We start from the raw sequence: 26,824 nt of genomic DNA, 5'->3' as shown, positions 1-26,824 counted from the left end.
CCTGTATCTTGCGGCCAAGTTTTGGCGCGTAGCCTCAGTGTAAGGCTATAGGTATTCGCTATAAATATTATGGATGAGCAGATAACAATGAATGATAGCCATTTGGCAGCTAAGCGTTTCTTCATTACCGGCGGGGCGGGTTTCATTGGTTCAGCGGTCATCAGATACCTCATTCAAGAGACCAGCCACGACGTCATCAATGTCGATAAGCTCACCTACGCAGGGAACCTGGAGTCTCTTTTAGACGTTTCCGAAAGTGAACGATATCATTTTGAGCAGGTAGACATCTGCGATGCCAAGGCGATCGAGCGCATATTTAATGAATACCGCCCTGATGCCGTCATGCACCTGGCGGCGGAGTCACACGTAGACCGCTCCATCAGTGGCCCGGCCGACTTCATCTATACCAATATCACCGGCACCTACACGATGCTGGAGGCGGCGCGCCAGCATTGGATGTCACTGGATGAAAAGGACAAACCTCTGTTTCGTTTTCACCACATCTCTACCGATGAGGTCTACGGTAGCCTGGGTGCCACAGGCCTATTTACCGAACAAACCCCCTATGACCCGAGTTCTCCCTACTCGGCGAGTAAGGCATCTTCTGATCACCTGGTACGCGCCTGGCATCGAACCTATGGCCTGCCCGTGGTGCTGACAAATTGCTCTAATAACTATGGCCCTTACCAGTTCCCGGAAAAGCTGATCCCCCTCATCATTCTCAATGCCCTGGAAGGGAAGCCCTTACCCATTTATGGCAAGGGTGACCAGGTGCGCGACTGGTTGTATGTTGATGACCATGCGCGGGCATTATATAAGGTTGTGACAGAGGGCAAGGTAGGTGAAACCTACAACATCGGCGGCAATAACGAGAAGACCAATCTTGAGGTCGTTAATAGCATATGTGAATTGCTGGAGGAATTGGTACCGGACAATTGTCATTCTCGCGAAGGCGGGAATCCAGAAGGTTTTAAAGGCCTGATCACATATGTTGATGACCGTCCCGGGCATGATCAACGTTACGCCATTGATGCCGGCAAGATCATGCAAGACTTGAACTGGCAGCCGGATGAAAGCTTTGAAACGGGGATTCGTAAAAGCGTGGAATGGTATCTTGAAAATAATCAGTGGTGCCAGCGGGTAATGGATGGCAGTTATCGCCGTGAACGCCTCGGGTTGATCCAGGAAGTCAGCTAATGAAAGGTATTATCCTCGCTGGCGGCTCCGGTACGCGTTTGTACCCGGTAACGCATGTCGTCTCCAAGCAACTGTTGCCGGTCTACGACAAACCGATGGTCTATTACCCGCTGACGACCTTAATGTTGGCCGGTATCAGGGATATTCTGATTATTTCCACGCCCCATGATATGCCCTTATATAAGGAGTTGCTGGGCGATGGCAGCCAGTTTGGCATCAAGCTTAGTTACGTTGTTCAGGAAAGCCCGGACGGACTGGCACAGGCCTTCATCCTTGGTGAAACGTTTATTGATGGTGATGCCTGCGCCCTGGTGCTCGGTGACAACATCTTTTACGGACACGGTTTCTCAGAACAACTAAAAAAGGCCGCGAGTAAAACCGACCGCGCCAGTGTCTTTGCCTACCAGGTCAAAGACCCTGAGCGCTATGGTGTGGTGGAGTTTGATAGCAATAAACACGCTATTGGTCTGGAAGAAAAGCCGGCACAACCAAAGTCCAAATATGCGGTGACCGGCCTGTATTTCTACGACCACCATGTGGTCGAGATTGCACACGCGGTTAAACCTTCGCCACGCGGTGAACTGGAAATTACCGACGTAAACCGTATCTACCTGGAAAAAGGCCTGTTGGACGTTGAGGTCATGGGCCGAGGCATGGCCTGGCTGGATACCGGCACGCATGACTCCTTGCTGGATGCTGCCCAGTTTATCCAGACCATAGAACACCGGCAAGGCCTGAAGATCGCCTGTCCCGAAGAAACGGCCTGGCGGAGCGGCTGGATTGATAATCATCAACTTGAGCAACTGGCCACACCATTAAGCAAGAATGCCTATGGTGAATACCTGCTTGGTTTATTGAAATAATAGCAAAAAGCCCATGAATGTAATAGAAACCAAAATACCAGACCTTCTCATTCTTGAACCACGCGTTCATGGCGACGAGAGGGGATTTTTCATGGAAAGCTATAACCGGAAAACCTTCTCCGATGTGCTGGGTGGGGATGTTGATTTTGTGCAGGATAATCATTCACGTTCAGGCAAGAATGTCCTGCGTGGACTGCACTACCAGATTCAGCAACCACAGGGAAAGTTACTGCGTGTAGTCAAAGGGCGAATATTTGATGTGGCCGTTGATTTGCGAGAATCATCGCCATATTTTGGTAAATGGGATGGTATAGAACTTACGGAAGATAACCATCGCCAAATATGGGTGCCGCCAGGTTTTGCACATGGTTTTCTTGTGTTGTCTGATGTGGCGGATGTTCTGTATAAGACGACGGATTATTATGCACCTGAACATGAGCGATGTATCCGCTGGGATGATCCTGAGATAGGCATTGATTGGCCAATGGAAGGAGAACCTGCACTCTCAACAAAAGATAAAGAAGGTATGGCATTCAGCGATGCGGAGTTGTTTCCGTGAGGATTTTACTGCTGGGAAGGAATGGCCAGGTGGGTTGGGAGTTGAATCGTAGCCTATTACCATTGGGTGAAGTGATTGCTTTAGATCGTACTCAGGCTGATCTCTCCAGGCCTGAATCCTTACGAAAAATTGTGTGCGATAATCATCCAGATGTTATTGTGAACGCAGCAGCCTACACAGCCGTTGATAAGGCCGAAGAAGAGGAAGATCTGGCTACAGTGATAAATAGTACTGCACCCGGAGTACTTGCTGAGGAAGCCGATAAAAGCGGGGCTCTTCTAATTCATTATTCAACAGATTATATTTTTGACGGCACAAAGGACAGACCATATACAGAAGACGACCTACCAAATCCAATCAACGCCTATGGTCGATCAAAGTTAGCCGGCGAACAAGCTATACAGGCAACTAAAGCAGATCATTTGATCCTCAGAACGTCATGGGTTTATGCAGCCAGAGGGCGAAATTTTTTACGAACCATAATGCGTCTGGCAAAGGAGATGGATGAGCTAACTATTGTGGGTGATCAGACAGGTTCCCCCACATGGGCACGGTTAATTGCAGAAACGACAGCGCATTGCCTTCGACAATCTGTTTATGAAAGGCGGAAAAGCGTATTTAGCTCTGGCATTTACAATGTATCATCGAGTGGCGAAACCTCATGGTATGGATTTGCCAGCGCTATTGTTAACAATGCTCGCGACAGACCAGAAGAGAAAATACACGTTAGCAACATAGTGCCAATACAAACGCGAGATTACCCAACGCCAGCAAAGCGTCCTGCATATTCTTGTTTGGCGACAGAAAGTTTAGAAGAGAATTTTAATATAGTAATGCCAAGCTGGGAGTATGGGCTAAGGCTCTGCATGGAAGAATTATTATAAAGAAAAATACGCATTGTCTTTCTATGATAGAAAGATGTGTCTGTTACGCAAAGAACAAGATATACATACTATGACATTAACTTTTATTAAACCATGGGCGGAAGTAATATCTTCTCGTGAAGTTCTGTGGCAGCTTATCCGCCAGCAACTAATTTTACGTTACCGGCGTACGGTTTTCGGTTATCTCTGGACACTTTTAAATCCTATTTTGATGATGGCCGTGATGGCAGTTGTGTTTTCCACCCTTTTTAAACAAGATATGAAGACATTTACGGTCTTTCTTTTTTCCGGGATGATTGCATGGAACTGTTTTAACACCATAGTTGTCCAGTCTGGTATGTCTTTTATTAGCAATGAGGGCCTTATAAAAAAGATATATCTTCCAAAGCTAATATTCCCGCTTAGTGTGTCACTTGCTCTTGTTATTGACAGCCTGCTCTCATTCGTTGCCTTATTCGCTATAATGCTTGTGCTGGGCGGGAAGTTTTCTATGGCATTATTATTTATACCTGTCGCCTATGCGCTCTTAATTATGTTTTCAATTGGCATAGCATTGGTTGTCTCAATTGCAACGGTTTTCTTTCGCGACCTCCAGTATGTTATTGGCATCATAATGCAGGCCTGGTTCTTTTTGACTCCAGTGTTTTACAAGCCTGACTCACTGGCAGGTAAAGTAGCGTGGCTGATAAAACTGAATCCGCTTACTTCTTTTGTTGAGTTGTTTCGCGCGCCCTTGTATACAGGGATGTTGCCGGCTTCCGACATAATTCTTTATACGTTTATAATGGCGATATTTTCTATGGTCGTGGGTTTCTTTTTCTTTAGTTACCAGGAAAAGAAGATTATTTTTAGGCTTTGATGAGCTATGTCAAATATAATTATTAAAGATGTTTCGGTGAATTTTCGAATTTACCATGACCGATCACCGTCACTTAAAGATTACGTTTCCAATTTATTTAGATCCAATAAAAATGCTTCTTATTCAAATTTTTCAGCAGTACAGGATGTGTCTTTAGAAATTGGCCCAGCAGAACGTGTTGGTATTATTGGGCATAATGGTGCAGGGAAAAGTACTTTATTGAAAACCTTGTGTCGTATCTACGAGCCATCATCAGGAATAGTCAATGTCAACGGACGGATTGCGCCACTTCTGGAAATTGGGGCTGGTTTTCATCCGGAATTTACAGGCAGGGAGAATATTTACCTGAACGGGACAATACTTGGATTAAAAAAACAGCAACTTGAGTCGATTGAAAATGAAATTATCCAGTTTGCCGAAATCGAAGAGTTTATTGACACACCGGTTAAATACTACTCGACAGGAATGTATATGCGGCTGGCTTTTTCACTGGCAACGGCAATTCATCCAGATATTCTTGTGCTAGATGAAATATTTGCAGGAGGGGATGCGGCCTTTCTGGTTAAGGCCAAGGCCAGGATGCACCAGATGATTGATAAGTCGGATATAATGATCATGGTTTCACACGATCATCACTTAGTGAAGTCGCTCTGTAACCGTGTCATATGGATGGATCACGGCAAAGTAGTGGCAGATGGTTCCCCGGATGATGTCGTGGAACGTTATCTGGCTGGTAAACTCAATGGATAAGAATCTGCCCCCTGTGCTGACACCCGAAGATGCTCTTAACATTATTTATGATTTACGTGGGCAAACACAAACTGCGCACCATGAACAACTGTTAGATAAACTTATTCCAGCATGGATGCCTTCTCACCGTAAGGGTGGCGTTGTAGGGCATATTCAATCATCATCAAAAGTCAGGAATATTAGCTCTAATCAAACACAGTCCGGTGATCCCCTTGCCAAATTACGCAACACATGGCTGCCTGGTCGACTTTATAGAAACCATCTGAAAAAATACTCGGTTGCTCGTCGGGTGGCTAAGTGGTTCTGGCAGAACGGATATCCAATTTATTTAAACTGGGTGGCACGTATTTTTTGGCGGAAGGCAGAGAAATGGCGACGGCTTATCAAACTGAGTGATTTCACGAGAGAAAATAAAATATTATCGCACAAGCTAGTTGATTCGATGCTTGTTGAGGAACAGGAGCCAAAAGTTTTCCCAGATAGTGATAAAAATCATCTTGCTGTGTCAGATGTCCGATACACATACCCGGAAATATTCGTCGCAACAATAAAAAATGCGATGACCTGCGGCGGCTCAAATCTGATTCTTGCTGATGATGGAGTCATCTGCCATGATTTATTTGATTGCAGTCGTGATTGTACAAGTGAAGAACTTCATGGACATGCGCTAATGAATGCTCAGTCCAGCCGCATCAGGTGGTTGTTACACGACAAAGCACCCGAATCAATTCCCGTGGCCGCCACATTTGTTGATGCCTGTGCGTCAAACTATGCCCACTGGATGACTGAGGTACTGCCTCGTCTGGCCCTTTTTTGTGCCGAGGAACGGTTTAAAGATATACCTATCGTGGTTAATGAAGGACTGCACGAGAACATCATGGAGTCACTGTTTCTGGTGACTGGGCCTAAGCGTGATATCATCACGCTTCCAATTGGCAGGGCGTTGGCCGTCGACGAGCTTTATCTTACTTCGGTGGCTGGCTATGTGCCCTTTGGTCGACGAACGAATGAACTTTCGGGTCATTCTCATGGAGTATTCAGCCCGCGGGCCTTCGAGATACTCCGTACCGTTTTGAATGCACCAATACAGATGACAGAAGAGGAGGCCTGGCCGGAAAAAATATTCTTACGTCGTAGTTCAGGCGTAAGAAAAGTCACTAATGCGACTGAGATTGAAAGACTACTGGTCGCCCAGGGTTATGTGATTGTTGAGCCAGAGAAGCTAACGTTTTTAGAACAGATAAAATTATTTAATAACGCCAAAGAGATAATCTCGTCTACCGGTGCAGCATTAGCTAATGCTATTGTCTGCAAGCCAGGTACGCAGGTGGCTGTTTTGATGGGCAAGCATGAAAATATGATATATAGATATTGGTACAACATGCTGGCTCCTATCCAAATTAAGGTTAGCTATGTGCTAGGTAATATTATTGAAAATCGTGATCTTGGAATTCATGGCGATTTTGCAATAGATGTTGCCTGCCTTAGTGATTTATTAGAGGATTTTAGTAGAAAATGAGATCGATTCATCCATCTGCTTATATTTCACCAGAAGCGAAACTTGGCGATCACGTTGAGGTTGGGCCATTCTCTATTATTCACGCGAATGTGGTTTTGGGTGACAGGGTTAAGGTTGGGGCTTACTGTGAGGTGGGCATAGCGACTCAACTCGGTGACGGCACACCATTAATCATAGGCGATGGTGCATTAATCCGCTCCCACTCAGTGCTCTATGAATCCTCTTCATTTGGGGAAGGATTGACGACAGGTCATCACGTGACTGTGAGAGAAAATACAATAGCCGGTACGGGTTTTCAGATAGGCACCCTGAGTGAAATCCAAGGAGATTGTTCTGTTGGAGATTACGTTCGCTTTCAATCCAATGTTTTTGTTGGGAAAAATACCACAATTGGCAATTTTGTGTGGATATTGCCTTACGTGGTACTTACCAATGACCCCACTCCGCCAAGTAACGTGCTGATGGGCTGCACTATCGAAGACTATGTAAGCATCGCGGCAGCTTCAGTAGTGCTACCAGGTGTAACAGTTGGTCATCATTCAGTTGTCGCTGCACATGCGTGTGTGACGAAGAATATTCCTCCGAATATGCTCGTTGCAGGTGTTCCGGCTCGTGTTGTTGGCGAGGCGAAAACAATCAAGTTGCGCGATGGTTCCAATCGACCTGCATATCCATGGACACATCACTTCACGCGTGGATACCCGGCATCGGTAACAGCGGATTGGGAGAATAATGAGGGAGACGATCAGTGCTAGATTCGTGTAAGATTATTGATCTGCCAAAGGTCAAGGATCCAAGGGGTAATTTAACCTTTGTTGAATCGATTCGACATGTACCATTTGCTATCCAGCGTGTTTACTACTTATCCGATGTCCCTGAGGGTGCTGAGAGAGGTGGGCATGCACATAAAGAACTCCATCAACTAATCATCGCCATATCGGGTTCATTTGATATTCACCTTGATGATGGACACTCAAAAAAGACTGTACATATGGACTGTAGTCACAGCGGACTTTACGTATGCCCAATGATCTGGCGAGTAATTGACAGCTTTTCATCTGGGGCGGTGTGCATGGTATTGGCCTCGGATTACTACGATGAACTGGATTACTATCGTGAATACGATCAGTTTATTAGTGACGCCCAGAGAGCGGCCAAATGAAATTAGTTCCATTCCTTGATCTGGGCCGACTAAACGATTCGATTCGTGAACCGCTTGATTCGGCCTATCGACGGGTGGTTGATTCAGGTTGGTTCGTCATGGGTCCCGAATTGGAAGCCTTTGAGAGCGAATTCGCACAATATTGCGAAGTGAAGCATTGCATAGGTGTTGGCAATGGCCTCGAGGCGCTTCACCTTTTGTTACGGGCCTATGGCATCGGTCCCGGTGATGAGGTTATCGTTCCTTCTAATACTTTTATCGCTACTTGGCTGGCCGTTACCGAATGCGGGGCAGTCCCTGTTCCGGTGGAGCCTTGTATTGATACCCATAACATCGATCCAGCATTAATCGCTAACGCAATCTCCAAACGTACTCGCGCGATTCTCCCAGTCCATCTGTACGGGCAGCCAGCAGATATGGACCCAATAAATATACTGGCTACTAAGCACGGCTTGATCGTTATCGAAGATGCGGCGCAGGCACAAGGCGCCCGTTACAAAGGTCGGCGCACAGGCTCATTAGGTCATGCAGCGGGCACCAGCTTCTATCCAGGGAAGAACTTGGGTGCCCTTGGTGACGGTGGTGCGGTACTCACCAACGATGATGCGATTGCTGAAAAGGTTAAACAGCTTCGCAACTATGGTTCAAAAGTGAAGTATCAACATGACCTTGTCGGTTACAATAGTCGATTGGATGAAATGCAGGCGGCTTTTCTTCGCGTAAAACTCGTGGTGCTTGATGAATGGAACGCAACTCGTAGACTAATCGCAGATCAGTACTCGAAACTTTTGGCAGATGCGGACGTCCAATTGCCACTTACTCCTGAGTATGCAGAAACCGTATGGCACCTTTACGTCATTCGAAGTAAACAAAGGGATGTATTAAAAAGCTATTTGGAGCAACAAGGAGTTGAAACAGTAATCCACTATCCCATTCCTCCACATCAGCAAGCCGGCTATAGAAGCGGACAAAAATATCACTTACCTGTTGCTGAAATGCTGGCAGAAGAAGTATTGAGTTTACCGATCTCACCATTTGTGACTACAAGTCAGGTTGAAACTGTAGTATGTGCAATTAATACATTTGAAGATATAAAGTAAGGCAAGAACGATATATTTTGAAAATAGTTCAAATGATTTTAACTGGAAAAATAATTGAGAGTTTACAAATAATATTCCAGAAAACTGTCAATTGATTTTTTGTATATTTTTTTGTTCTTGAGAAGAATGCGGGTTTTATGATAATGCTTAAAAAATTATTGATCGTAAGCAAACTTGCTATATCTGGCGGCATACTTTATGCCATAGGGAGGAGGTTTGATATTGTCGAGCTTGTATCGACTATCAAAGTAATAGAACCCATTTATTTGTTAATTGCAATTATCTTTGCAGTGTTAGCGGTGCCTGCGATCGGAAATCGCTGGAAGTTTCTCGCCGAAATGCTTAGCGTGAATATTTCATTCTTTGTTGCAACACAAGCCACTTTTGCCGGGCTCTTTGTTGGTCAGGTATTACCGGGGGCAATAGGTGCAGATGTTGTTCGCGGATGGATGATTTGGAACATGGGAACAAGTAATAAGCGGGTAATTGCAAGCTTAATAATGGACCGTTTTGTCTCATTATTTGCGGTTGTATTTATGGTTGTAATCGCGGTGCCTATACTTATGACTTTTTTACCAAAAGAAATGATAGTTTGGGCTGAATGGTTTTTGATAGGTGTTTTTATGTCATTAACAGCAGGTTTTCTAGCCTTAAGGTTTCTTAAGCTATTTACTGCAAATGAAGCTTTAGGACGCCTGATGAGCAGATTAAGTCTTAATAAAATAAACATATCTATCCCATTAATAGCTAAATCATTAGTCTTTGGGGTGACGGGTCACGGATTGGTAATACTGTCAGCATTTTTTTTAAGTCTGGCTATTGGTGTGCAGTCTTCATTCTGGATGTGGTGGTTGATAATGCCGATCATCATTTTGACATCTGCAGTTCCCATTTCAATAAATGGTTGGGGTATTCGTGAACTTGTTATGATTAGCTTATGGCCCCTTTTCGGCATGTCAGAATCTGATGCATTTTTGATATCAATATGTTTAGGAATCGTTGCTATTATATCAAGTTTACCAGGTGCATGGTTTTGGATTACAAGAAAGGCACATAGGTCGAATATACTTATCCAAGAAAATGATATAAAAAAACCTGTAAAGGCATCAGTATGAATGTAGCTGAAGGATGGAAAAATAATGCCGGATATAAATTTTGGATTTATGCTCAGTTAGGGGTATTAATTTCAATTTTTTGCTACCTTTTTGCTGAGAACTTTGTGATGTCAGACAGTTGGGAAGTGCTATCACTAAGGAGTATCGATGATTATGCTATGCAAGACTCATTACGAAGCATGCAAAAAGCCATTCTTTCTGGTGATTGGAAGCGAGTTTTCGGGTTCTTTGACTATGCATATGGAAATGCTTATTGGTTAATAAATGCAATAATTCTTTTGCCATTGTATTTTATAGACAATGCTCAAATATTAATTATAGCCGGCCGACAGATATCGTTAATTTTTGTTTTTTTAAGTATTTATGTAGTAAGTTTGATAATTGATCGAATACGCCCTGATGCTGGCTCCATAAAGTACGCGGTACTAATTTCAATTGCTGCCATGCCTATGGTTCCAATTATAGCAACAAAGTACCATGTAAATGCGCAAGTCGTATTTTTAGGTCTTTTATCGTTTTATATTCTTCTTCGTGGTTCTACGCTGGAATATAGGTCTCAGGTTTTATCATCGCTGGTTGCAGGGTTAGCCGTGGGATTTAAGCTTACTAGTGTCATTATTCTTCCATTGCTGGGGTTGGTGTTATTGACCAGACTCAGGCAGCAGGGTGATAAAAGGTTAATTAAGAGCATACTGACTTATATTGTAATTACTATTGTTACTGCTGCAGCCTGTACGGCACCTAGAATTTTATTATTCCCTTTCTTCATAGATGAGTTGGGAGCAACATATAGAACTTTTGTTTTATTTAAAAATATGGCAAGCACGGGTGGGCACCAGGTATCGACATTAATCGTTGATGGATTGGGTTTTTATCTAAGCCCCTTTACATTATTATTTGTTTTTCTTCTATTTATTATCCTTGCTTTTAATGACCTGAAAAATCGTAGTTATATTACTCTTTATATATTTATAACAATTATTGTTTCTATTACGGCCGTTGTAATAGCTGTAGATAAGGCGCCAATCTATATTGCAACCTATTTGATAAGTCTCGGTTTTTTATTGCCATTAGGTTTTCTAGGCATAGTAAATTTGAAATTTCCATCTGCGGTAAAAGTTACGATCGTTTATTCAATAGTTATTACAGGTCTTATTCTTGGTTATGATTATAGAAAGCAATTATTTAGTGTATATACTATAAACTTCTTTGAAATAGCCAAAAGCGAAAGAGTTATTAGGCAGATTAAGGCTCTCGAGGAGATGAGGGCTTTAGTTACACCATTGAAGCGCCCTGTTCGTATATTGCAAGATAGCAGTTCTATTTTCCCTGCAACCAGGTTTATGGAGGGAGTTGACGTGGCTATCAACTATGGGGATTTGAAGGAAAAATCAACTTGGGGTAGATTTGATTATATTTTACTAAATTCTAGAGACTATTATGGCAAGCGCGTATCGAGTTCAGTTCGTAAGGAGGGGTTTGATATTAGTGGGTTAACAGGCGCAGATCTAGAGGAAATGACTCGTGAAATACTCTACAAGAAAGGAGAGTATTATGGTCGAAAATACAGTTTGATTTATGAAGGATATGATGCTCTCCTTTATAAGTTGGAAGAGTAATAAGAAGGATTATGGAAGAGAAGGTGTTATAAATGAAGTCTAATATAAAACCAAAATGTTTCATTCTGGATGTGGATGGTGTAATGACCACTGGTCAGTTTCTTTATACTGCTGATGGAAAGGCAATGAAGGTATTTGGTCCTGATGATAATGATGGACTTTCTTTGCTGAAATCGCACATCGATATTCGCTTTGTTACGGGAGATAAGAAAGGTTTTCCAATTAGCAAAAAACGAATTGTTGATGATATGGGGTTTCCTTTAGATATAGTTAGCACGATAAGGCGAATAAACTGGATTGAAGAACAGTATGATGCAAGTGAAGTAATTTATATGGGTGACGGTATTTTTGATCATTACGTTATGAAAAAAGTGGGTTACGCTATTGCTCCCTCTAATGCTGATGATGTTGCTAAAAAGCATGCTAATTTTGTGACGCAAAGATCTGGAGCCGATCGTGCAGTAGCAGAAGCATGTCTCCATGTTTTGGAAGTATTTTTTACACCCTTCGACCCAAATGAAGCTCCAAATTCACAATCAAAACTTTCCGGGGAATGGACGGTATGATTCAGGAACGGCTGGAGACGTTTTTAAAAAACAGAAGATGCACTTTACTGGGTGTGGGTCCCATGAGTGTGAATTGCGTTGATGCGGCGATTGAATTGGCGAATACACATAATATACCTTTGTTCCTAATTGCAAGTCGAAGGCAAATTGACTCTGATGAGTTTGGGGGAGGGTATGTAAATAACTGGAGTACTGCTGATTTTGCAAGCTATGTAATAGATCGAGACACAAAAGGAAAGATCTTATTAGCGCGTGATCATGGCGGGCCATGGCAGAATAGCAAAGAAATAGAAGAGGATTTGAGTTTACGAAGAGCTATGGAGTCTGCCAAGTCATCATATCTTGCAGATATTGAAGCAGGCTTTCAGGTTTTACATATTGATCCTAGTGTAGATATACATGATAGACCTGCTGTTGATGAAGTTTTGGATAGAGTTTTTGAGTTATATGAGTTCTGTTGGACTCAAGCCCAAAAGCTAGGCAAGGAAGTGATTTTTGAAATAGGTACGGAGGAGCAGAGCGGTAGTACAAATAGCCAGGAGGAGTTGGACTACACATTAAGTGCAATGCAAAACTTCTGCAAGAAGAATAACTTTCCAGCCCCTACCTTTGTAGTAATTCAATGTGGTACACGGGTAATGGAAATGCGAAACATTGGTTCGTTTGATGTCCCTATTCGAGTGGCAGATGAATTGCCAGCTGAAATTCAATTGCCGAAGATGATCGACATATGTAATAGGTATGGGATCTTTATGAAAGAACATAATACCGATTATTTATCCGACACTGCATTGCAATGGCACCCAAGACTGGGGATTCATGCTGCCAATGTTGCCCCTGAATTTGGTGTAAGCGAGACGCGCGCACTGATGTCTGTTCTTGAAGAAAATGGGCTTAATAAGTTAGCTGAAAAATTTCTTCAATTATCATATGACTCTAATAAATGGAGCAAGTGGATGATTGAAGGAACTTTAGCTACAGATCGAGATCGTGCAATTATTGCAGGTCACTATAATTTTTCAAATCCTGAGTGTATTGAGTTAAAAGCTGAGGCGAGTAAGAAGCTTATAAGTAAAGGTATTGACCTTGATCAGTTCCTGAAGGGACAAGTTAAGCAAGCGATTATGAGATATCTTAAGAGCTTTCGTTTGGTGAGAGAGTGATGAAAAGAGTAGCAACCATTATACTAAATCGAAATTTACCAGATGTTACTGATAAATTATGTGATCACCTGTCTGAGTATGATGGTGATATGACTGATATTTTTGTTGTTGAGGCGGGTTCTGATGTGGGGCGACTATCTCGTAATATGACATGGCATGCAGATTGGCCGGACGCGATATATCATGGGTTAAGGTTTCCAAGAGGCATGAATTTTGGTTTGAGTCAGTTATGGAAAGAAGGAAAGTTTAAGCAGTATGACGCATTTTTCTTGCTCACAAATGATACAGAGTTGGAAAAAATATCAACATTAAACCCGCTGATGAGGTTGATAGATAAGCATCCAAGAATGGGTATTTTATCCCCATGTGGAAAACGATGGGGAGAGAAATTATTGCTCCAAGAACAAAAGACAAAATACTTCTGGTTTATACATAATAATGCATTGTTACTGAGGCGTGAATTTATTGAAGATATAATAAATATAGAAAAACCAGACTTTATGAGTTTTCTATTTGATGGGATTAACTTTAGAGGATACGGCTCTGAACATGAACTGATTGCCAAATCTTATGCGAATGACTGGGCTGCAGCCATTACTAGTGAGGTTTTGGTCGATGAAAATGAGTCATATCTTATTAATCAGGCAGACCTGATCAAGACTGAAGGGTATGAGGAAAATCTCAGATTGTATATCGAAGAAGGTCAGCGCTGGATGCGTAACAAATATGGTTTCAATAGTCATTGGGCAATGCAACAGTATGTTAAAAGCTTTTATGACCGTTTTTTTGATTTTCACCCTGAATTTAAACAGTATCAAATATAGGATAAACTATTATGGAAATCATTGATAAGCCTTGGGGTAAAGAGGAAGTTATTGAAATTAATGACCGCTATATGATGAAAAAGCTAACAATGCTGAAAGGTCATCGCTGCAGCCTCCAGTACCACAACATTAAGTGCGAAACTATATATGTATTAAGTGGACAACTACGTATCTATAGCGGTTCAAATCAAGATGAATTGGAGTCACGAGTATTTAAAGGTGGCGAATATATCACTCTCCCAGCTGGCGTTATCCATAGGATGGAAGCGGTCGAAGACAGTGTTTATCTTGAAGCCAGCACTCCAGAAATGGACGATGTAGTTAGACTGGTGGATGATTACGAAAGGGCGCCTCAATGAGCTATAGGGTTTGTATTCCGACTGCCGGAACAGGATCCCGGCTTGGCGGTTTGACTAAATTTGTAAATAAATCCTTGGTTAGCATAGCTAACCGACCAACGCTCTCTCACGTGATTGAACAGTTTCCAGAAGATGTGGAGTTTGTAGTTGCCCTTGGTCATAAAGGACATCTTGTGCGTGAGTTCCTGGAACTTGCTTATCAGGATCGAAAGTTTTTTTTTGCCGAAGTAGAGCCATTTGAAGGGCCTGGCTCTGGCTTGGGGTTAAGCTTGTTATCATGTAGAGAATACTTACAAGAACCATTTGTCTTTATTTCCTGCGATACTTTAGTGAAAGAAGATATACCAGGACCAGATGTAAACTGGATGGCATATGCTGAGTGCGATGATCTTCTCCCATACAGAACCCTTAAAGTCCAGTCAGGTATGGTGAACGCAATTTGTGAGAAAGGAGAAGGAAAAGCAGGATCACATAAGCCATACATCGGCCTTGCTGGTATTCATGATTTTAAAACATTCTGGTCTGCTATGGATGAGAAGAATGAACTGGTTATTCAAACAGGTGAAGCGCATGGTTTGCGTGGCTTAGTAACTAATAAGATAAAAGCTTATCAATTTACATGGTATGACACAGGCAATATAGAAAGCCTAACAAGAACCCGTGAAATATACACTGAGCCAGATGCACCTAATATTCTGGAAAAGGCCAATGAAGCAATCTGGTTTGTCGGGGATCAGGCGATCAAATTTTCTGATGATGAGAAATTCATTGAGAACCGCGTAAAGCGAGCTAAAGAACTGGGCGGCTATGTCCCTGAAATCGTAGGATATCAGCCTCACATGTATAAATATTCTTTGGTAAAGGGAAGAGTTCTGTCAGAAGTAATAAATCCTCCCTTGTTCGAGCGTTTCCTTGAACACGCCAAAATGTTTTGGGAGCCACACACTTTAAAACCTGACGAACTACAAAGCTTTCACCATGCTTGTATGAGCTTTTACCGTGATAAGACAATGGAAAGAGTTGAATTGTTTTATAAGAATTTTGACCGGCAAGATGGCGATGAAGTAATAAACGGTATGCCGATGCCAAAGCTTAAAGAGCTTCTGGATTCTATAAATTGGGAATGGATGGTAGATGGATTGCCCGGCCGCTTCCATGGCGACTTTCATTTTGAAAATATTCTTTGGTCTGAAAGTAAACAAAGGTTTTCTTTTCTCGACTGGAGACAAGACTTCGGTGGGGATCTTTCTAATGGCGATATTTATTATGATTTCGCTAAGCTCCTACACGGATTAATTATAAGTCATGAATTGATCACACGAGAGTTATTTTCTGTTGAATGGGAGAAGAATGAAATACGCTATGATTTCCTTCGTAAACAGGTATTGGTGGAGTGTGAACAACGTTTTGATTCATGGCTGGAGCTTGAAGGTTATGATCGTAAAAAGGTTTGGATAATGACTGCTTTAGTATATTTAAATATAGCAGCACTACACCACCACCCCTATTCACTATTACTTTATGCGCTTGGTAAGACAATGCTGTTTAAGGAGCTAGATAATAATGCAGCTAATTGAAAGGACACACTGCGTGCTTTTAGAGGACAACGATCTCGAGCACCTTTATACTTTTCCGGATTTTCCGGTTTTTATGGGGTGTATGGAACAACCGGAAGAAAACGATCTTAAACAAGATATGAGTTGGTGGATAAGCCGTAGTACAGGACTGATTCAACTAAAAAGTCTATTACCGCTAGATGTTCTGTACCCTGAATCACACGGGGCGGGTGCAGTAGGTGCTTTATGGGATAAACATCACAAATCATTCGCAAACTTTATTAAAAAAATAAATCCGTCTTCTGTTTTTGAAGTAGGTGGAGCGCATGGTATTTTGGAAAAAGAATACCAATCTTTTGGTGCTATCCCATGGACTATTCTTGAACCTAATCCATCGCCAGTCGAAGGAAGCAAGGCTCATTTTATAAAAGGCTTTTTTGATGACAAGTTTTCGTATAATGAGCCTTTTGATGCACTTGTTCATTCGCATGTTTTTGAGCATATTTATCAGCCTGATCAATTTATGAAGCATTTGGCCGACTTTATGGAAGAAGGTAAGAGCCTGATTTTTTCTCTACCAAATATGCAGGTCATGCTTGAAAGGAAGTATACTAATTGTATAAATTTCGAGCATACTGTTTTCCTTACAGAATCATATGTAGAGTTTCTTTTGGCAAAACATGGCTTTAGATTGGCGTCCAAGGAGTATTTCATGGACGACCATAGTATTTTTTATGCAGCAATTCGAGATAAATCAGTGCAGCCGACCGAATTGGCACCCGACTTGTACCAAAAGAATAAAGCACTTTACGAAGAATACGTGAAGTATCATCAGGATCTTATTTCAGAGTTAAACTTTATAATTCAGAACATGGATCAGCCTGTGTATCTTTTTGGCGCACATGTTTTTGCCCAGTATTTAATTGCTTTTGGGCTTGATACTAGCAAAATTGTCTCACTTCTTGATAATGACAAGAATAAACAAGGGAGACGTCTCTACGGAACAAATTTGATGGTGCAATCACCTTCTGTTCTCAGAGGTGTAAATAATCCCTGCGTCATTTTGAAAGCAGGTGTTTATAATCAGGAAATTAAAGATGATATCCTGACAAATATTAATGAGAACACTAAGTTTCTTGAGTAAGTAATATGGCTGAAAAAGATGAAAATATAATGAAAGTAGGTCTTGTTATTCCTGTATTTAATGTGGAGAAAACGATCCTGAAGGTCATGGAGAGTATTGCGCAGAATTTATTTGAAGGAATATCTGAAATTTTAATAATTGATAATCACAGCGATGATAAAACCATATCAATTATCCGCAAGTATTTGCATGATAATAAGGAACTTTCAGACTGTGTGACTCTTGTGTTGCATGCAGAAAATTATGGGTATGGCTGCAGTATCAAAGCTGGTTTTGAATATTTTCTATCGAGAGACGTGTCACATGTTATGGTTATTCACGGGGATTATCAGGTAGCTCCTGCATGGTTAATGGAAAAGTTGATAGAACCAGTGAAGCTATCACCTTTGACGGATCTCGTCTTGGCGAGTCGTTTTAAATCAGAAAGTAGCATTGAAAACTATAGTACGTTACGAAAGTTCGGTAATTATTTTTTTAACATTACTACACGGCTATGCTCAGGGCATAAAATGTCTGATTCTGGAACGGCGATGATAATTGTTCGAAGAGAAATTTTAGAAAAAATACCATTTCTCGGGCTATCTAATTCATGGCAGTTCCACCCACAGCTCAATATACTTTTATATGGGCTGTCAGGTATCAGGATTCAAGAAGTGCCTATGAAGTGGGAAGATTCTGATGCGGATTCTACTGTACCACTGATACGTTACGGACTAATCCTCTTACGGATGCTTGTTTTATACTGGTTTAGAAATACTATCTTGAATAAGAATCCTGAGAATATCTTTCAAATAGAACCATTTCCTGAAAACCGAAAATTTATAATAGAGTTACAGTGTAGTAAATATTGATGAGCATCCCATTTAGCTGCCCAACGATAGGTCCTGAAGAATCTGCTGTATTAGTAGAGGTGGTTAACAGTGGGCGATTCGCAGGTGGCGGAAATTATACTGATGAATGTCATAGATGGCTTGAAAATAACACTGGCTGTTCGCAAGCGCTACTTACACAATCATGTACCACCGCATTGGAAATGGCTGCTTGCTTAATAAATATACAGCCGGGTGATGAAGTTATAATGCCATCCTACACCTTTGTATCGACAGCTAATGCTATTGCGTTAAGAGGTGGTGTGCCCGTTTTTGTAGATATACGGGAGGACACGCTTAACATAGATGAGTCTAGGATAGAGGAAGCAATTGGTGACAAAACCAGGGCCATACTACCCGTCCATTATGCAGGTGTAGCTTGTGAGATGGATTATATAATGGATATAGCAAAGGCCAATTCACTTTCTGTTATCGAGGATGCCGCTCAAGGGATCTGTTCAACGTATAAAGGGCGTAGTCTTGGCTCTATTGGGGATATGGGTGCATACAGTTTTCATGAAACCAAGAATATAGTTTCAGGCGAGGGCGGAGCTCTTCTTATAAATAATGAAGAGTACATTGAAGAGGCGGAAATTTTTTGGGAGAAAGGTACCGACAGGAGGAAGTTTTTTACTGGCAAGGTTGATAAATACACATGGAAATCAATTGGCTCGTCGTGCCTACCAAGCGAAATCACTGCCGCACTTTTGACTGTACAACTAGGAAGATCTTCTGAAATAACCAGAAAGCGCATCAAACTTTGGGATAAATATTACGCAGCCTTTAAGGATCTGGAAGAGACTGAGAAAGTTGTAAGGCCATGTGTTCCAGCGGATTGTGACCATAATGGACACATTTTTTATTTACTGTTTCCAAGTATGAAGATACGGGACAGGGCAATAGGTGAGCTAAATAAAGCGGGTATATCTGTTGTCTTTCATTATATCCCTCTTCATGAATCGCCTGCCGGAAAGAAATACGCGAAGAACGGAACTGACTTGAGTATAACTTCGGACATCGCCTCGCGCATTGTTAGGCTACCACTTTATGCTCATATGTCATATTTTGAACAGGAAACGGTCATCACAGCCATACAGTCTTTCTGTAGTAACTACTGACAGAGATACACGGGAAAACCCATAAAATGATAATTTTAGGTCTTCATTTTGGTCATGATGCTTCTATTTCAGTTATAAAGGATGGAGAAATCCTGATATGCGTAGAACGCGAACGTTTTGCAAGGGTTAAGCATGTAGTCGGATTGCGATCAGATGATATTGTAGATTGTCTTAAAGATGTCAATTTATCAACTGATGATATTGATTACTGTGCGGTAACGACTACACAGTTAATGGAATATATCTTTCTGGATAGCGATAATTTGTCTGTTAATCTGGATTCGCACCCAGACCATATTTTGCCCTGCACAATGACAGACAGGTTGAAAGTTGATTCAGATATGATGTCTGAAAGGGCATCTGGTTGGGGCGAGAAGGTTTTTCTTGATAAAGAAAATAAATTTTATCCGCCATTACTTCCTGAAGCGGAAGAAGTCTTCACAAGCAAGAAACACTACTACGGTGGATTTGAGCATTATATTGATAATACTCTTTGGCAGAGTGTCACATCATTAGATGATATGAGTCATACAGATTACCAGGGGGTTTTGTCAGATGACGCTGTACGCCAGGGTTTCCATTACCCTGGCACTCTGACTATCCTTGGCAAGAAGGTAGCGTGCTACTTTTTTGCACATCATTTTGCACATGCCGCATATAGCTTCTATGAAAGTCCATATGAAAATGCTGCGATCTTTACCCATGATGGTGGTGGTGGCGGCGGACATTATGGCTGTGGCGTGTTCGCATACGGGGAGGGTAATAAGTTATTTACATTGACTCCTCATCATTTGTCTGTTGGTGAAATATACGATTACACAGGTTACTTGATAGGTCTGGGGGGCATTGGAGGTGCGGGCAAACTAATGGGACTTTCTGCTTACGGTAAGCCGAAGTTCTTTACAACAGACTTTGTTGGTAACTGGTACGATACGGGAAAGGTGTCAGCAAAAGAATGGTTTGACCACTGCGTCAGGGAAGCGGAGGAAAGAGGTTACGACATGACACCACTGGGCGATCCGGAAAGAATCCTAGCACCTGTCAATGTGGATATTGCGGCAAGTACTCAAAGACTTGCAGAAGAAGTTTTGTCACGGACAATTGAAACGCTCTACGAATCAATGGCTAGGAGTAACATACGAAGTCAGAACCTGTGTTTTTCAGGAGGTTTTGCACTGAACTGCCCGGCAAATAGTCGTATATTGAAAACAGGGCCGTTTGATAATTTGTTTGTACCTCCGGCTGTTCATGATGGTGGCCTATCAGCTGGCGCAGCACTCGCGCTGTATTTCAATATGCTCGAAAAAGATAGAACACCTCGAGAGTGCACATCTCCTGCGCAGGCATACCTCGGCCTTAATAGCAGTTCTCGACGGGATGTCATAGAAAAAGCACTAGAAAAGTACAATACTAAAATAAATGTCGAAAAACTTGAAAATTCAGCCAGTGAAGCAGCGGAAATGCTGTCAAAAAATAATATAATAGCGTGGTTTGAGGGGCGGAGTGAGATTGGCCCGCGTGCATTAGGTCACCGCTCTATCGTATCTAATCCTAAACATCATGAAAACTGGGAACGTGTGAATATCATCAAGACGCGCGAGTTATGGCGACCGCTTGCCCCTGTAATCCTTGAAGATGATATAGAAGAGCATTTCGAAAATCTAGGCCAAGCATCATATTTTATGCTGTTTAATTTTATGACAAGAACAAAAGATACTCCGGCGACAACTCATGTGGATGGATCAGCGCGTGTCCAAATGGTAAACAAGGACTGTGGAGGATTCTTTGAGCTTCTAACAAAGTTCAAAGAAATTACTGGAACATCAGTACTTATGAATACTTCATTTAACGGGCCGGGAGAACCAGTAGTGGAATTGCCTGGACATGCAATTGAGTTTCTATTAAGTACAGATATAGATGCATTATTTTTCCCAGGGTATAAGTTAACAAGGAAATTGTAATGAAAGACGGGCCGTTAAAAAGATTTCTGTTGTTGTGGTCATTGACGCATAATTTATTGGCAATACGAAATCGACTGTATTATAAACTTGGACTGAGGCAAGAAGAATCAGGGAATAATGAAGAATCAGGGAATAATGAAGAATCAGGGAATAATGAAGAATCAGGGAATAATAGGGTCTTGCACCATGGTATAGTTTCGAAAATAGACGAGATGAAACTTATGCAAAGAACGAGGGCAGAGGTTGTACTATTTTCATTATCGAATATCCCATTTAGAAAAAAGACCTGATTGAAAGTTTTCAGGTAAATGTCAGCATATAGTCACTAGCTTTATCGCCAGTGCAAAAAAATAAATCAAGAATGCTCACATAGTGATTAAATGGCTCGCTTAGCTGCTTGTACTCTCTATAACCAGAGTAGTCAAAAAATGAGAGCTTTATATTTTTTTCAGAAAATTTATTGCTGTCTATATAATTTTTCCCTGCTGGCCCGCTTACATACTCTGTTGCATCAACTGCTGTAAGTAGGTTTATAAGCTTTTCATCTTTTGCTCCTATAGCATTGAATTGAGATGAATTATAAAATGACGTTTTTATGCCCAAGACATCTGAAATAAATCGGATGACATATTGGTTGTACTTTGAAAGATTCGTTATGGTTGCATTCTTATATAATTCATTCACAAGAAAGCTATAGTCGCTATAGAAAGGTGCTGTTCTATAATATTCTTCTATAAGATTTGCATGTATATCAGGCCATGAATTATCAAGGACTTCAACCTCATTTATAAGCCGTTTTGTGCTAGAACCAACTGGGATAGATAACCAGTTCTCACCATGTTTCCCCTTTATCTTATTGCGGTTTCGCCAGTCTCGGTTTGTATACTGAACATCATCAAGAAAAATAAAAGCATCAACATAATTAATGATATCAAAGTAGCCTTTCCAAGGGATATAGTTAGATTGTATGATCGCAACTTTAGACATAATTTAGCTCAATAAATTCTTTATATGTAAAATAAAGACTTTCGCTCATAATGATATTCTTTTTAAGAACTCTTTTATAGCATCCAAATTTACAAAGTAACTTCTGTTATTCTCAATATCCATCCAGTCAGGGTCAACCGTCCAGTTACAATCAGGCTCTTTGCCTATTATATGATAATGTCGAAAGCCGATGTGGTTGCTTATTGACCAGTAATATTTCCATGTTGCTGATTGTGGATATGTAACGCACAGATTTAAATCCTTTGAAGCGAATACAAGATTGGACAGCGCACCGCCAGCAGGAGCGATAAGAGCAGTGCAATTATTAAATAGGTAGATTTGTTCAGGAAAGGTCATTTTCTCCGGTGATACACCTGTAAAGCCACCTTCATCGAGCATTGATTCGAGTTCTGAGATATTTATAATTTCACGACCATAGAAGCCACGTCGCTTTATGTATATGTGCTTTAGATCTCGGTTATTGCTGGTTTCCTCTGCAAAATGCAAAAATGCATCTCTCATCAGATTTATTGTGAAGGGATTTGTTTCGTAGCTGGGGTATTCAGGATCAATACCATCAACTAGAAATAGGTTATCAGCTGAGATATGTATGCCAGAGTCCTCAGAAGTAATGATTTTAGATTTATCTATGCCGAGCAGACTCAAGGTACTAATATGGAGATTGTTGGCATGACGCAGGAATACATAGTCAATTGAATCAATAGATGCAGTGCTTGATTTCATGCAGAGAATTCTAGGCAATGTTTCAGCCACCCAATGAAAAAACTCACATGCATAAGCATTAGCCAGGAACAACACGTTGCCTTTAATTTTTTTTGATATAGGAAGTAAATCTGATGTACCAATGATAGATGAATCACCATTCGATATATCGGGTAGAAATCTGTCATTTTCATCAAAGAAGGCAACACCGCACTGATGAAGGCAAGCGCGTCCATTCTTAAGTGAAATTAAATTTATATCATCATGGGTACTTGGAATTGTTCGCTTTAGGTGGTTGGGTGTAAAGCCTCCTAGAGGAGTACTGGCGTTTAGACTTACGGGGGCTATGTTACTATTGGAGTGAACACATCTGATAGTCGCTAGATTTTTATTAGCTATTTCTTGGATGTATGCGGTTCTGTCATCATTTAACGGGAAGTAGTCCTTTCCTAGCGCTCTCTCCATCTTTCCAACTGAACAATCCTGATATCCTTGGAAATCATTTTTTGCGCGAAGACAGTGAGACATCCAGATATATGACCACCAGCCTTCGAATGGATAGTTATGTATGAAACCGAGCAGTATAGAGATTGCACTCTCAGGAGTGCCAAAAGTAAGCTGATTCAGGATATCCAGAATTATTGTTGATTTTTGCAGTTCACTAGCGCAGTTCCATGAAGAACTGTTATTAAAGCTGCTGCTGTGATGATAAAATTCGTAGTTCAGAAAAGCATTGCGATAATCACACTGGCTCAGATATGCCTTAGTTAGGGATAAATGAACAGATGGGACGCCTCTCACCTCGTTTAAAACTTCGATAGCGAGTCCATGGTTTCCCATTTGCCTTAGTAATCTGGCTGCATCGAGACTTAAATTAATATTTGAAGGGTTCTTCTTTGCAAGATCAGAGAGCAAACGGAGTGCGTCGCCATACCTTCCGGATTGGACTAGTTCTTCAGGTGATAAAGTACTATTAGCCATACTATAGTTCACTAATAAATACGTAGTTAAACAGAGCCATATTCTATAGGCTGAAAAGAGGAATAAAATTCACAGGACAAAAGCAAACCAGAAACGGTATCCATGAAAAATATAGATGAGATCCGAACAATGTTATTCTATAAATTCTTCAATCATGTTCGCATAGCTTTTTCCCTGCCAAGGCCAGCGTGTTGCAGACCAGTCAGGACAATTCCCACAAAACGAATGATTTGTAAAGTTGTTCTTGAGATGAGCTTCTCTTAGATCATTATAAACTTTACTACTCCAAAGCTCTTTTATTGTCGTATCTGCGTAATTAGCGAGTACACTTTTCCGAGACCAGTCTGTGGGACAGAAGCATAACTCTCCCTCCGTATTCACTAAAACTCTCTCCCATGGATACAAACAAGGATACCGCGCTTCGTCATTCGATTTTCTTAATTTATCCGCTATTTCAGTAACTTCACCTGCGGCGGAGTGAAGACGTCTTATGACTACCTTATCGACGCCTTGATCATTCCAGTACTTTTCAAAGTCTTTAACTTCATCTGAATTTTGTGGTTGTTCTACAAAGCTGACGACGACTTTTGTTGGTGATTCGATTTCGTTTATCCATTTAAGTAGGTTTAATACATTCGTTCTAGTTACATCAAGGTTGCCACGTACTCTTACTTTTTCGTAAGTTTCGTTTTTAAAGGCATCAATACTTATATCAATCATATTTACACCAGCTTCAAGGAGTCTCCTGGTTTTTCTTTCTTTCATGATTGTGCCATTGGTTGTCAAGGTGACATAGACACCAGACTCACGAACAGCATAATCAATCATTTCATAGGCATCAGGATGGACTAATGGTTCGCCATTGCTGGTATATCTGATGTATTGAGTGGTCCCTTTACCGTGTTCTTTAACCTCATCCACTAATTTCTTGTTTAATTCAACGGGGAGAAAACGACCAGCGTAATGCTCTGACTTTGTAAATTCAGGATGAGGGCAATGAATACATGCGAGATTACATCTTTCAGTTATATCCATAATGATCTGTGAAGGGAAGTCAGAACTGAGTCTCCCTTGAAAACCATATTCATTTTGAATTTTTGCCATTGATTTTTCACCTTATCCTATTGAAATACAAAAGAATTATATATAAAATGTAAAATTAAGCAAAAAATATTTATAAGAAAGTATACTAATACGTATATGAATAAGCTATTTATTACTTGAGGGTCTAAATTATATTTTTTCACTACATATCTATATATTACATGGATTTAATTGATTGAATAGCGCGTCTAGCGATTATTATGAAGGATACTGGAGCTTTTGATAAGGATTAAGTTTCATATTTTACTTAGTAAATATGATTTATACAAATGGGATACTTTTTCAAAAGAAATTCCTCATAAATTACCTTAGAAAAAACTGGGTTCTGCCAAGGACTTAGTAGAGTTTTACAAGGCAGATAAGTCGGAAGCCGAAAAGTGAACGTTAGAAGACACAAATCTTTGCACTCTGTTGAACTGGACGTGTCGCGCTTAACTGGCAGAGGCCATCTTGATCAAGCGCTACGATTGATTCACGATTTTGTAGAACGCATTATTACTGAACCATTGTGCACCTCACAGGTTTTCGGTTCTAAAACGCTGGATGATCTATGCCAGCACATCGGGAAAGCCAGTCTTGCAGAAATTATACGAGAAAACGAAGATGTGTCACAAGAGCAGCAGGACCAGTCAGGCTTTGTTTACATCGTCACCAAGTTGCAAAAATCAGGCGGGCACACCCGCGTCATTGAAGACTTCATCAGAGCGCAACCTGATGGGCAACATATCATCTTGTCGACAGAGTTGGCGGGAAGGTCAGATTCTGACTATTTAGCCAAATATACCAACATTGTATTTGAGCAAGCACCGAAGGCTAATTATCAACAACGGTTAACGTGGTTACAGAAGCGCCTTTTAAATATTCATCCGAAAAAAGTTTATTTATTCAATCACCATCAGGATAGTGTCGCTATTGCGGCCATTCAGCCTGAGATGAAGCTTGATGCCAGCTTTTATCATCATGGTGACCACCATCTTTGCTTGGGTGTTTATTTGTCTCATTTGGAGCATATTGATTTTCATCCAATGGGCTATCACCATTGCCGGGATGTATTAGGTATCGATAATACCTATATTCCACTGACTGTTGAGGATAAAGGAGAACGTCACGCTGATTTGCCATTCTGTCATGATGGGGTACTTACTACCTGTACGGCAGCCAGATCAAACAAAATCGAAATTCCTTACTTCATAAGTTATCTTGATATAGTGCCTAAACTACTGAAGGCTACAGGAGGACGTCACATCCATATTGGCCGGCTGTCCCCGTGGGCACTGTTTAAAATTCGACGAGGACTGAAGCGTTATGGCATTCAGCCGGGTCGGTTTATTTACACGCCTTGGGTGCCTAGTATATGGAAGGCTCTATATGATTATCGGGTTGACTTGTATGTTGCATCTTTCCCGTATGGTGGGGGACTGACGTTGATCGAAGCAATGGGGGCGGGTATTCCGGTGGCCTTGCATAGACATATCTTCTCCCGAGTCCTGAGTGGGATTGAGCTTGCCTACTCAGAAGCCTTTAGTTGGCGTTTTCCTGATGAATTACTGAATTATTGTGCTTCAGTAACCTCTACTGATCTCGAAAAAGAAAGTCGTTTAGGTCGTATGCATTATGAAGAATTTCACTCTGGTAAAAATCTTCAAGGAATTCTCAATGGCGTAGTTCACAGCCGTCCTAAGCCTAATGATTTATCTGACACATTTTCTGTCGAAAGTGATGAATGGGCACTTTGGATGGAACGCCAGTTAAATATAAGAAGGCTGTTTTCTAGGACAGTTTACCGGGCGTTTAGACGTTTCAGGTCATGGTGGTGAGTCATGCAATGCGCACATAGAGATA

Annotated in this window: 26 protein-coding genes; 23 read left to right on the top strand and 3 right to left on the bottom strand. The window is 41.3% G+C overall.

Features of this window, described 5'->3' with window-relative positions:
• Positions 1-87 precede the first annotated feature (87 nt).
• The 22 genes from rfbB to EL386_RS08640 all read left to right on the top strand — a co-directional run bounded on the left by rfbB (position 88) and on the right by EL386_RS08640 (position 21,477).
• On the top strand, positions 88-1,197 hold the full coding sequence (gene rfbB / locus EL386_RS08745; RefSeq protein WP_126455364.1) for a dTDP-glucose 4,6-dehydratase: 1,110 nt from the start codon (positions 88-90) through the stop codon (positions 1,195-1,197).
• Positions 1,197-2,060 (top strand): glucose-1-phosphate thymidylyltransferase RfbA, encoded by an 864-nt coding sequence (rfbA, locus tag EL386_RS08740; protein ID WP_126455362.1) that lies wholly within the window; start codon positions 1,197-1,199, stop codon positions 2,058-2,060. The genes rfbB and rfbA overlap by 1 nt, the downstream gene beginning before the upstream one ends.
• 13 nt (positions 2,061-2,073) lie before the next feature.
• Positions 2,074-2,619 carry a dTDP-4-dehydrorhamnose 3,5-epimerase gene (rfbC, locus tag EL386_RS08735; RefSeq protein ID WP_126455360.1) on the top strand — a complete coding sequence of 182 codons (546 nt, stop codon included), beginning with the start codon at positions 2,074-2,076 and terminating at the stop codon, positions 2,617-2,619.
• Complete coding sequence (gene rfbD, locus EL386_RS08730; protein ID WP_126455358.1) at positions 2,616-3,503, top strand: dTDP-4-dehydrorhamnose reductase; 888 nt, start codon at positions 2,616-2,618, stop codon at positions 3,501-3,503. Before rfbC ends, rfbD begins: the two co-directional genes overlap by 4 nt.
• 70 nt (positions 3,504-3,573) lie before the next feature.
• A complete protein-coding gene (locus EL386_RS08725; RefSeq protein ID WP_172597676.1) occupies positions 3,574-4,362 on the top strand; it encodes an ABC transporter permease in 789 nt (262 codons plus the stop codon).
• A 6-nt stretch (positions 4,363-4,368) separates the two neighbouring features.
• The gene (locus tag EL386_RS08720) at positions 4,369-5,112 is read left to right on the top strand and encodes an ABC transporter ATP-binding protein (RefSeq protein ID WP_126455354.1); all 744 of its coding nucleotides are present in this window, start codon (positions 4,369-4,371) and stop codon (positions 5,110-5,112) included.
• Positions 5,105-6,631: a glycosyltransferase family 61 protein gene (locus EL386_RS08715; RefSeq protein WP_172597675.1), complete on the top strand. Its 1,527-nt coding sequence runs from the start codon at positions 5,105-5,107 to the stop codon at positions 6,629-6,631. The genes EL386_RS08720 and EL386_RS08715 overlap by 8 nt, the downstream gene beginning before the upstream one ends.
• Positions 6,628-7,386 (top strand): acyltransferase, encoded by a 759-nt coding sequence (locus EL386_RS08710; protein ID WP_126455350.1) that lies wholly within the window; start codon positions 6,628-6,630, stop codon positions 7,384-7,386. Before EL386_RS08715 ends, EL386_RS08710 begins: the two co-directional genes overlap by 4 nt.
• Positions 7,380-7,793: a sugar 3,4-ketoisomerase gene (locus EL386_RS15945; protein ID WP_126455348.1), complete on the top strand. Its 414-nt coding sequence runs from the start codon at positions 7,380-7,382 to the stop codon at positions 7,791-7,793. Before EL386_RS08710 ends, EL386_RS15945 begins: the two co-directional genes overlap by 7 nt.
• Entirely contained in the window at positions 7,790-8,893 is a 1,104-nt protein-coding gene (locus EL386_RS08700) for a DegT/DnrJ/EryC1/StrS family aminotransferase (protein ID WP_126455346.1), read from the top strand. The genes EL386_RS15945 and EL386_RS08700 overlap by 4 nt, the downstream gene beginning before the upstream one ends.
• A 143-nt stretch (positions 8,894-9,036) precedes the next feature.
• A complete protein-coding gene (locus EL386_RS08695; RefSeq protein ID WP_172597674.1) occupies positions 9,037-10,008 on the top strand; it encodes a lysylphosphatidylglycerol synthase transmembrane domain-containing protein in 972 nt (323 codons plus the stop codon).
• The gene (locus EL386_RS08690) at positions 10,005-11,627 is read left to right on the top strand and encodes a hypothetical protein (RefSeq protein WP_126455342.1); all 1,623 of its coding nucleotides are present in this window, start codon (positions 10,005-10,007) and stop codon (positions 11,625-11,627) included. The genes EL386_RS08695 and EL386_RS08690 overlap by 4 nt, the downstream gene beginning before the upstream one ends.
• Positions 11,628-11,659: 32 nt before the next feature.
• The gene (locus EL386_RS08685; protein ID WP_126455340.1) at positions 11,660-12,193 is read left to right on the top strand and encodes an HAD hydrolase family protein; all 534 of its coding nucleotides are present in this window, start codon (positions 11,660-11,662) and stop codon (positions 12,191-12,193) included.
• Positions 12,190-13,356: a class II D-tagatose-bisphosphate aldolase non-catalytic subunit gene (locus EL386_RS08680; protein WP_126455338.1), complete on the top strand. Its 1,167-nt coding sequence runs from the start codon at positions 12,190-12,192 to the stop codon at positions 13,354-13,356. The genes EL386_RS08685 and EL386_RS08680 overlap by 4 nt, the downstream gene beginning before the upstream one ends.
• Positions 13,356-14,180 (top strand): glycosyltransferase family protein, encoded by an 825-nt coding sequence (locus tag EL386_RS08675; protein WP_126455336.1) that lies wholly within the window; start codon positions 13,356-13,358, stop codon positions 14,178-14,180. The genes EL386_RS08680 and EL386_RS08675 overlap by 1 nt, the downstream gene beginning before the upstream one ends.
• An 11-nt stretch (positions 14,181-14,191) precedes the next feature.
• Complete coding sequence (locus EL386_RS08670; RefSeq protein ID WP_172597673.1) at positions 14,192-14,539, top strand: cupin domain-containing protein; 348 nt, start codon at positions 14,192-14,194, stop codon at positions 14,537-14,539.
• A complete protein-coding gene (locus EL386_RS08665) occupies positions 14,536-16,116 on the top strand; it encodes a phosphotransferase (protein WP_126455332.1) in 1,581 nt (526 codons plus the stop codon). The genes EL386_RS08670 and EL386_RS08665 overlap by 4 nt, the downstream gene beginning before the upstream one ends.
• Positions 16,103-17,239: a class I SAM-dependent methyltransferase gene (locus EL386_RS08660; protein ID WP_126455330.1), complete on the top strand. Its 1,137-nt coding sequence runs from the start codon at positions 16,103-16,105 to the stop codon at positions 17,237-17,239. Before EL386_RS08665 ends, EL386_RS08660 begins: the two co-directional genes overlap by 14 nt.
• A 5-nt stretch (positions 17,240-17,244) precedes the next feature.
• Positions 17,245-18,090, top strand: coding sequence for a glycosyltransferase family 2 protein (locus tag EL386_RS08655; protein WP_126455328.1), 846 nt, complete (start codon positions 17,245-17,247; stop codon positions 18,088-18,090).
• Complete coding sequence (gene rffA / locus EL386_RS08650) at positions 18,090-19,226, top strand: dTDP-4-amino-4,6-dideoxygalactose transaminase (RefSeq protein WP_126455326.1); 1,137 nt, start codon at positions 18,090-18,092, stop codon at positions 19,224-19,226. Before EL386_RS08655 ends, rffA begins: the two co-directional genes overlap by 1 nt.
• 26 nt (positions 19,227-19,252) lie before the next feature.
• The gene (locus EL386_RS08645) at positions 19,253-21,187 is read left to right on the top strand and encodes a carbamoyltransferase C-terminal domain-containing protein (RefSeq protein WP_126455324.1); all 1,935 of its coding nucleotides are present in this window, start codon (positions 19,253-19,255) and stop codon (positions 21,185-21,187) included.
• On the top strand, positions 21,187-21,477 hold the full coding sequence (locus EL386_RS08640) for a hypothetical protein (RefSeq protein WP_126455322.1): 291 nt from the start codon (positions 21,187-21,189) through the stop codon (positions 21,475-21,477). The genes EL386_RS08645 and EL386_RS08640 overlap by 1 nt, the downstream gene beginning before the upstream one ends.
• 10 nt (positions 21,478-21,487) lie before the next feature.
• On the opposite strand, the gene EL386_RS08635 is transcribed toward EL386_RS08640, so the two are convergent.
• The 3 genes from EL386_RS08635 to EL386_RS08625 form a co-directional block, all read right to left on the bottom strand.
• Positions 21,488-22,174 (bottom strand): WbqC family protein, encoded by a 687-nt coding sequence (locus EL386_RS08635; protein ID WP_126455320.1) that lies wholly within the window; start codon positions 22,172-22,174, stop codon positions 21,488-21,490.
• A 45-nt stretch (positions 22,175-22,219) separates the two neighbouring features.
• Complete coding sequence (locus EL386_RS08630; RefSeq protein ID WP_126455319.1) at positions 22,220-23,878, bottom strand: glycosyltransferase 61 family protein; 1,659 nt, start codon at positions 23,876-23,878, stop codon at positions 22,220-22,222.
• Positions 23,879-24,010: 132 nt separating this feature from the next.
• On the bottom strand, positions 24,011-24,982 hold the full coding sequence (locus EL386_RS08625) for a radical SAM/SPASM domain-containing protein (protein ID WP_197722043.1): 972 nt from the start codon (positions 24,980-24,982) through the stop codon (positions 24,011-24,013).
• 377 nt (positions 24,983-25,359) lie between these two features.
• Here EL386_RS08625 and EL386_RS08620 point away from each other — a divergent pair, with 377 nt between their 5' ends.
• Positions 25,360-26,799, top strand: coding sequence for a glycosyltransferase family 4 protein (locus EL386_RS08620; protein WP_126455317.1), 1,440 nt, complete (start codon positions 25,360-25,362; stop codon positions 26,797-26,799).
• The last annotated feature ends 25 nt before the right edge of the window (positions 26,800-26,824 follow it).

Origin of the sequence: Sulfuriflexus mobilis (assembly GCF_003967195.1) — a bacterium.
In the GTDB taxonomy this organism is placed as follows: domain Bacteria; phylum Pseudomonadota; class Gammaproteobacteria; order AKS1; family AKS1; genus Sulfuriflexus; species Sulfuriflexus mobilis.
The sequence above is the reverse complement of the archived record's forward strand: the minus strand, read 5'-3'. Positions and strand labels throughout refer to the sequence as shown.

Bases quoted from the DNA above. Each gene is read 5' to 3' on its own strand.
- rfbB (WP_126455364.1), top strand. From the start codon at position 88: ATGAATGATAGCCATTTGGCAGCTAAGCGTTTCTTCATTACCGGCGGG.
- rfbA (WP_126455362.1), top strand. From the start codon at position 1,197: ATGAAAGGTATTATCCTCGCTGGCGGCTCCGGTACGCGTTTGTACCCG.
- rfbC (WP_126455360.1), top strand. From the start codon at position 2,074: ATGAATGTAATAGAAACCAAAATACCAGACCTTCTCATTCTTGAACCA.
- EL386_RS08725 (WP_172597676.1), top strand. From the start codon at position 3,574: ATGACATTAACTTTTATTAAACCATGGGCGGAAGTAATATCTTCTCGT.
- EL386_RS08720 (WP_126455354.1), top strand. From the start codon at position 4,369: ATGTCAAATATAATTATTAAAGATGTTTCGGTGAATTTTCGAATTTAC.
- EL386_RS08715 (WP_172597675.1), top strand. From the start codon at position 5,105: ATGGATAAGAATCTGCCCCCTGTGCTGACACCCGAAGATGCTCTTAAC.
- EL386_RS08710 (WP_126455350.1), top strand. From the start codon at position 6,628: ATGAGATCGATTCATCCATCTGCTTATATTTCACCAGAAGCGAAACTT.
- EL386_RS08700 (WP_126455346.1), top strand. From the start codon at position 7,790: ATGAAATTAGTTCCATTCCTTGATCTGGGCCGACTAAACGATTCGATT.
- EL386_RS08695 (WP_172597674.1), top strand. From the start codon at position 9,037: ATGCTTAAAAAATTATTGATCGTAAGCAAACTTGCTATATCTGGCGGC.
- EL386_RS08690 (WP_126455342.1), top strand. From the start codon at position 10,005: ATGAATGTAGCTGAAGGATGGAAAAATAATGCCGGATATAAATTTTGG.
- EL386_RS08685 (WP_126455340.1), top strand. From the start codon at position 11,660: ATGAAGTCTAATATAAAACCAAAATGTTTCATTCTGGATGTGGATGGT.
- EL386_RS08680 (WP_126455338.1), top strand. From the start codon at position 12,190: ATGATTCAGGAACGGCTGGAGACGTTTTTAAAAAACAGAAGATGCACT.
- EL386_RS08675 (WP_126455336.1), top strand. From the start codon at position 13,356: ATGAAAAGAGTAGCAACCATTATACTAAATCGAAATTTACCAGATGTT.
- EL386_RS08670 (WP_172597673.1), top strand. From the start codon at position 14,192: ATGGAAATCATTGATAAGCCTTGGGGTAAAGAGGAAGTTATTGAAATT.
- EL386_RS08665 (WP_126455332.1), top strand. From the start codon at position 14,536: ATGAGCTATAGGGTTTGTATTCCGACTGCCGGAACAGGATCCCGGCTT.
- EL386_RS08660 (WP_126455330.1), top strand. From the start codon at position 16,103: ATGCAGCTAATTGAAAGGACACACTGCGTGCTTTTAGAGGACAACGAT.
- EL386_RS08655 (WP_126455328.1), top strand. From the start codon at position 17,245: ATGGCTGAAAAAGATGAAAATATAATGAAAGTAGGTCTTGTTATTCCT.
- rffA (WP_126455326.1), top strand. From the start codon at position 18,090: ATGAGCATCCCATTTAGCTGCCCAACGATAGGTCCTGAAGAATCTGCT.
- EL386_RS08645 (WP_126455324.1), top strand. From the start codon at position 19,253: ATGATAATTTTAGGTCTTCATTTTGGTCATGATGCTTCTATTTCAGTT.
- EL386_RS08640 (WP_126455322.1), top strand. From the start codon at position 21,187: ATGAAAGACGGGCCGTTAAAAAGATTTCTGTTGTTGTGGTCATTGACG.
- EL386_RS08635 (WP_126455320.1), bottom strand. From the start codon at position 22,174: ATGTCTAAAGTTGCGATCATACAATCTAACTATATCCCTTGGAAAGGC.
- EL386_RS08630 (WP_126455319.1), bottom strand. From the start codon at position 23,878: ATGGCTAATAGTACTTTATCACCTGAAGAACTAGTCCAATCCGGAAGG.
- EL386_RS08625 (WP_197722043.1), bottom strand. From the start codon at position 24,982: ATGGCAAAAATTCAAAATGAATATGGTTTTCAAGGGAGACTCAGTTCT.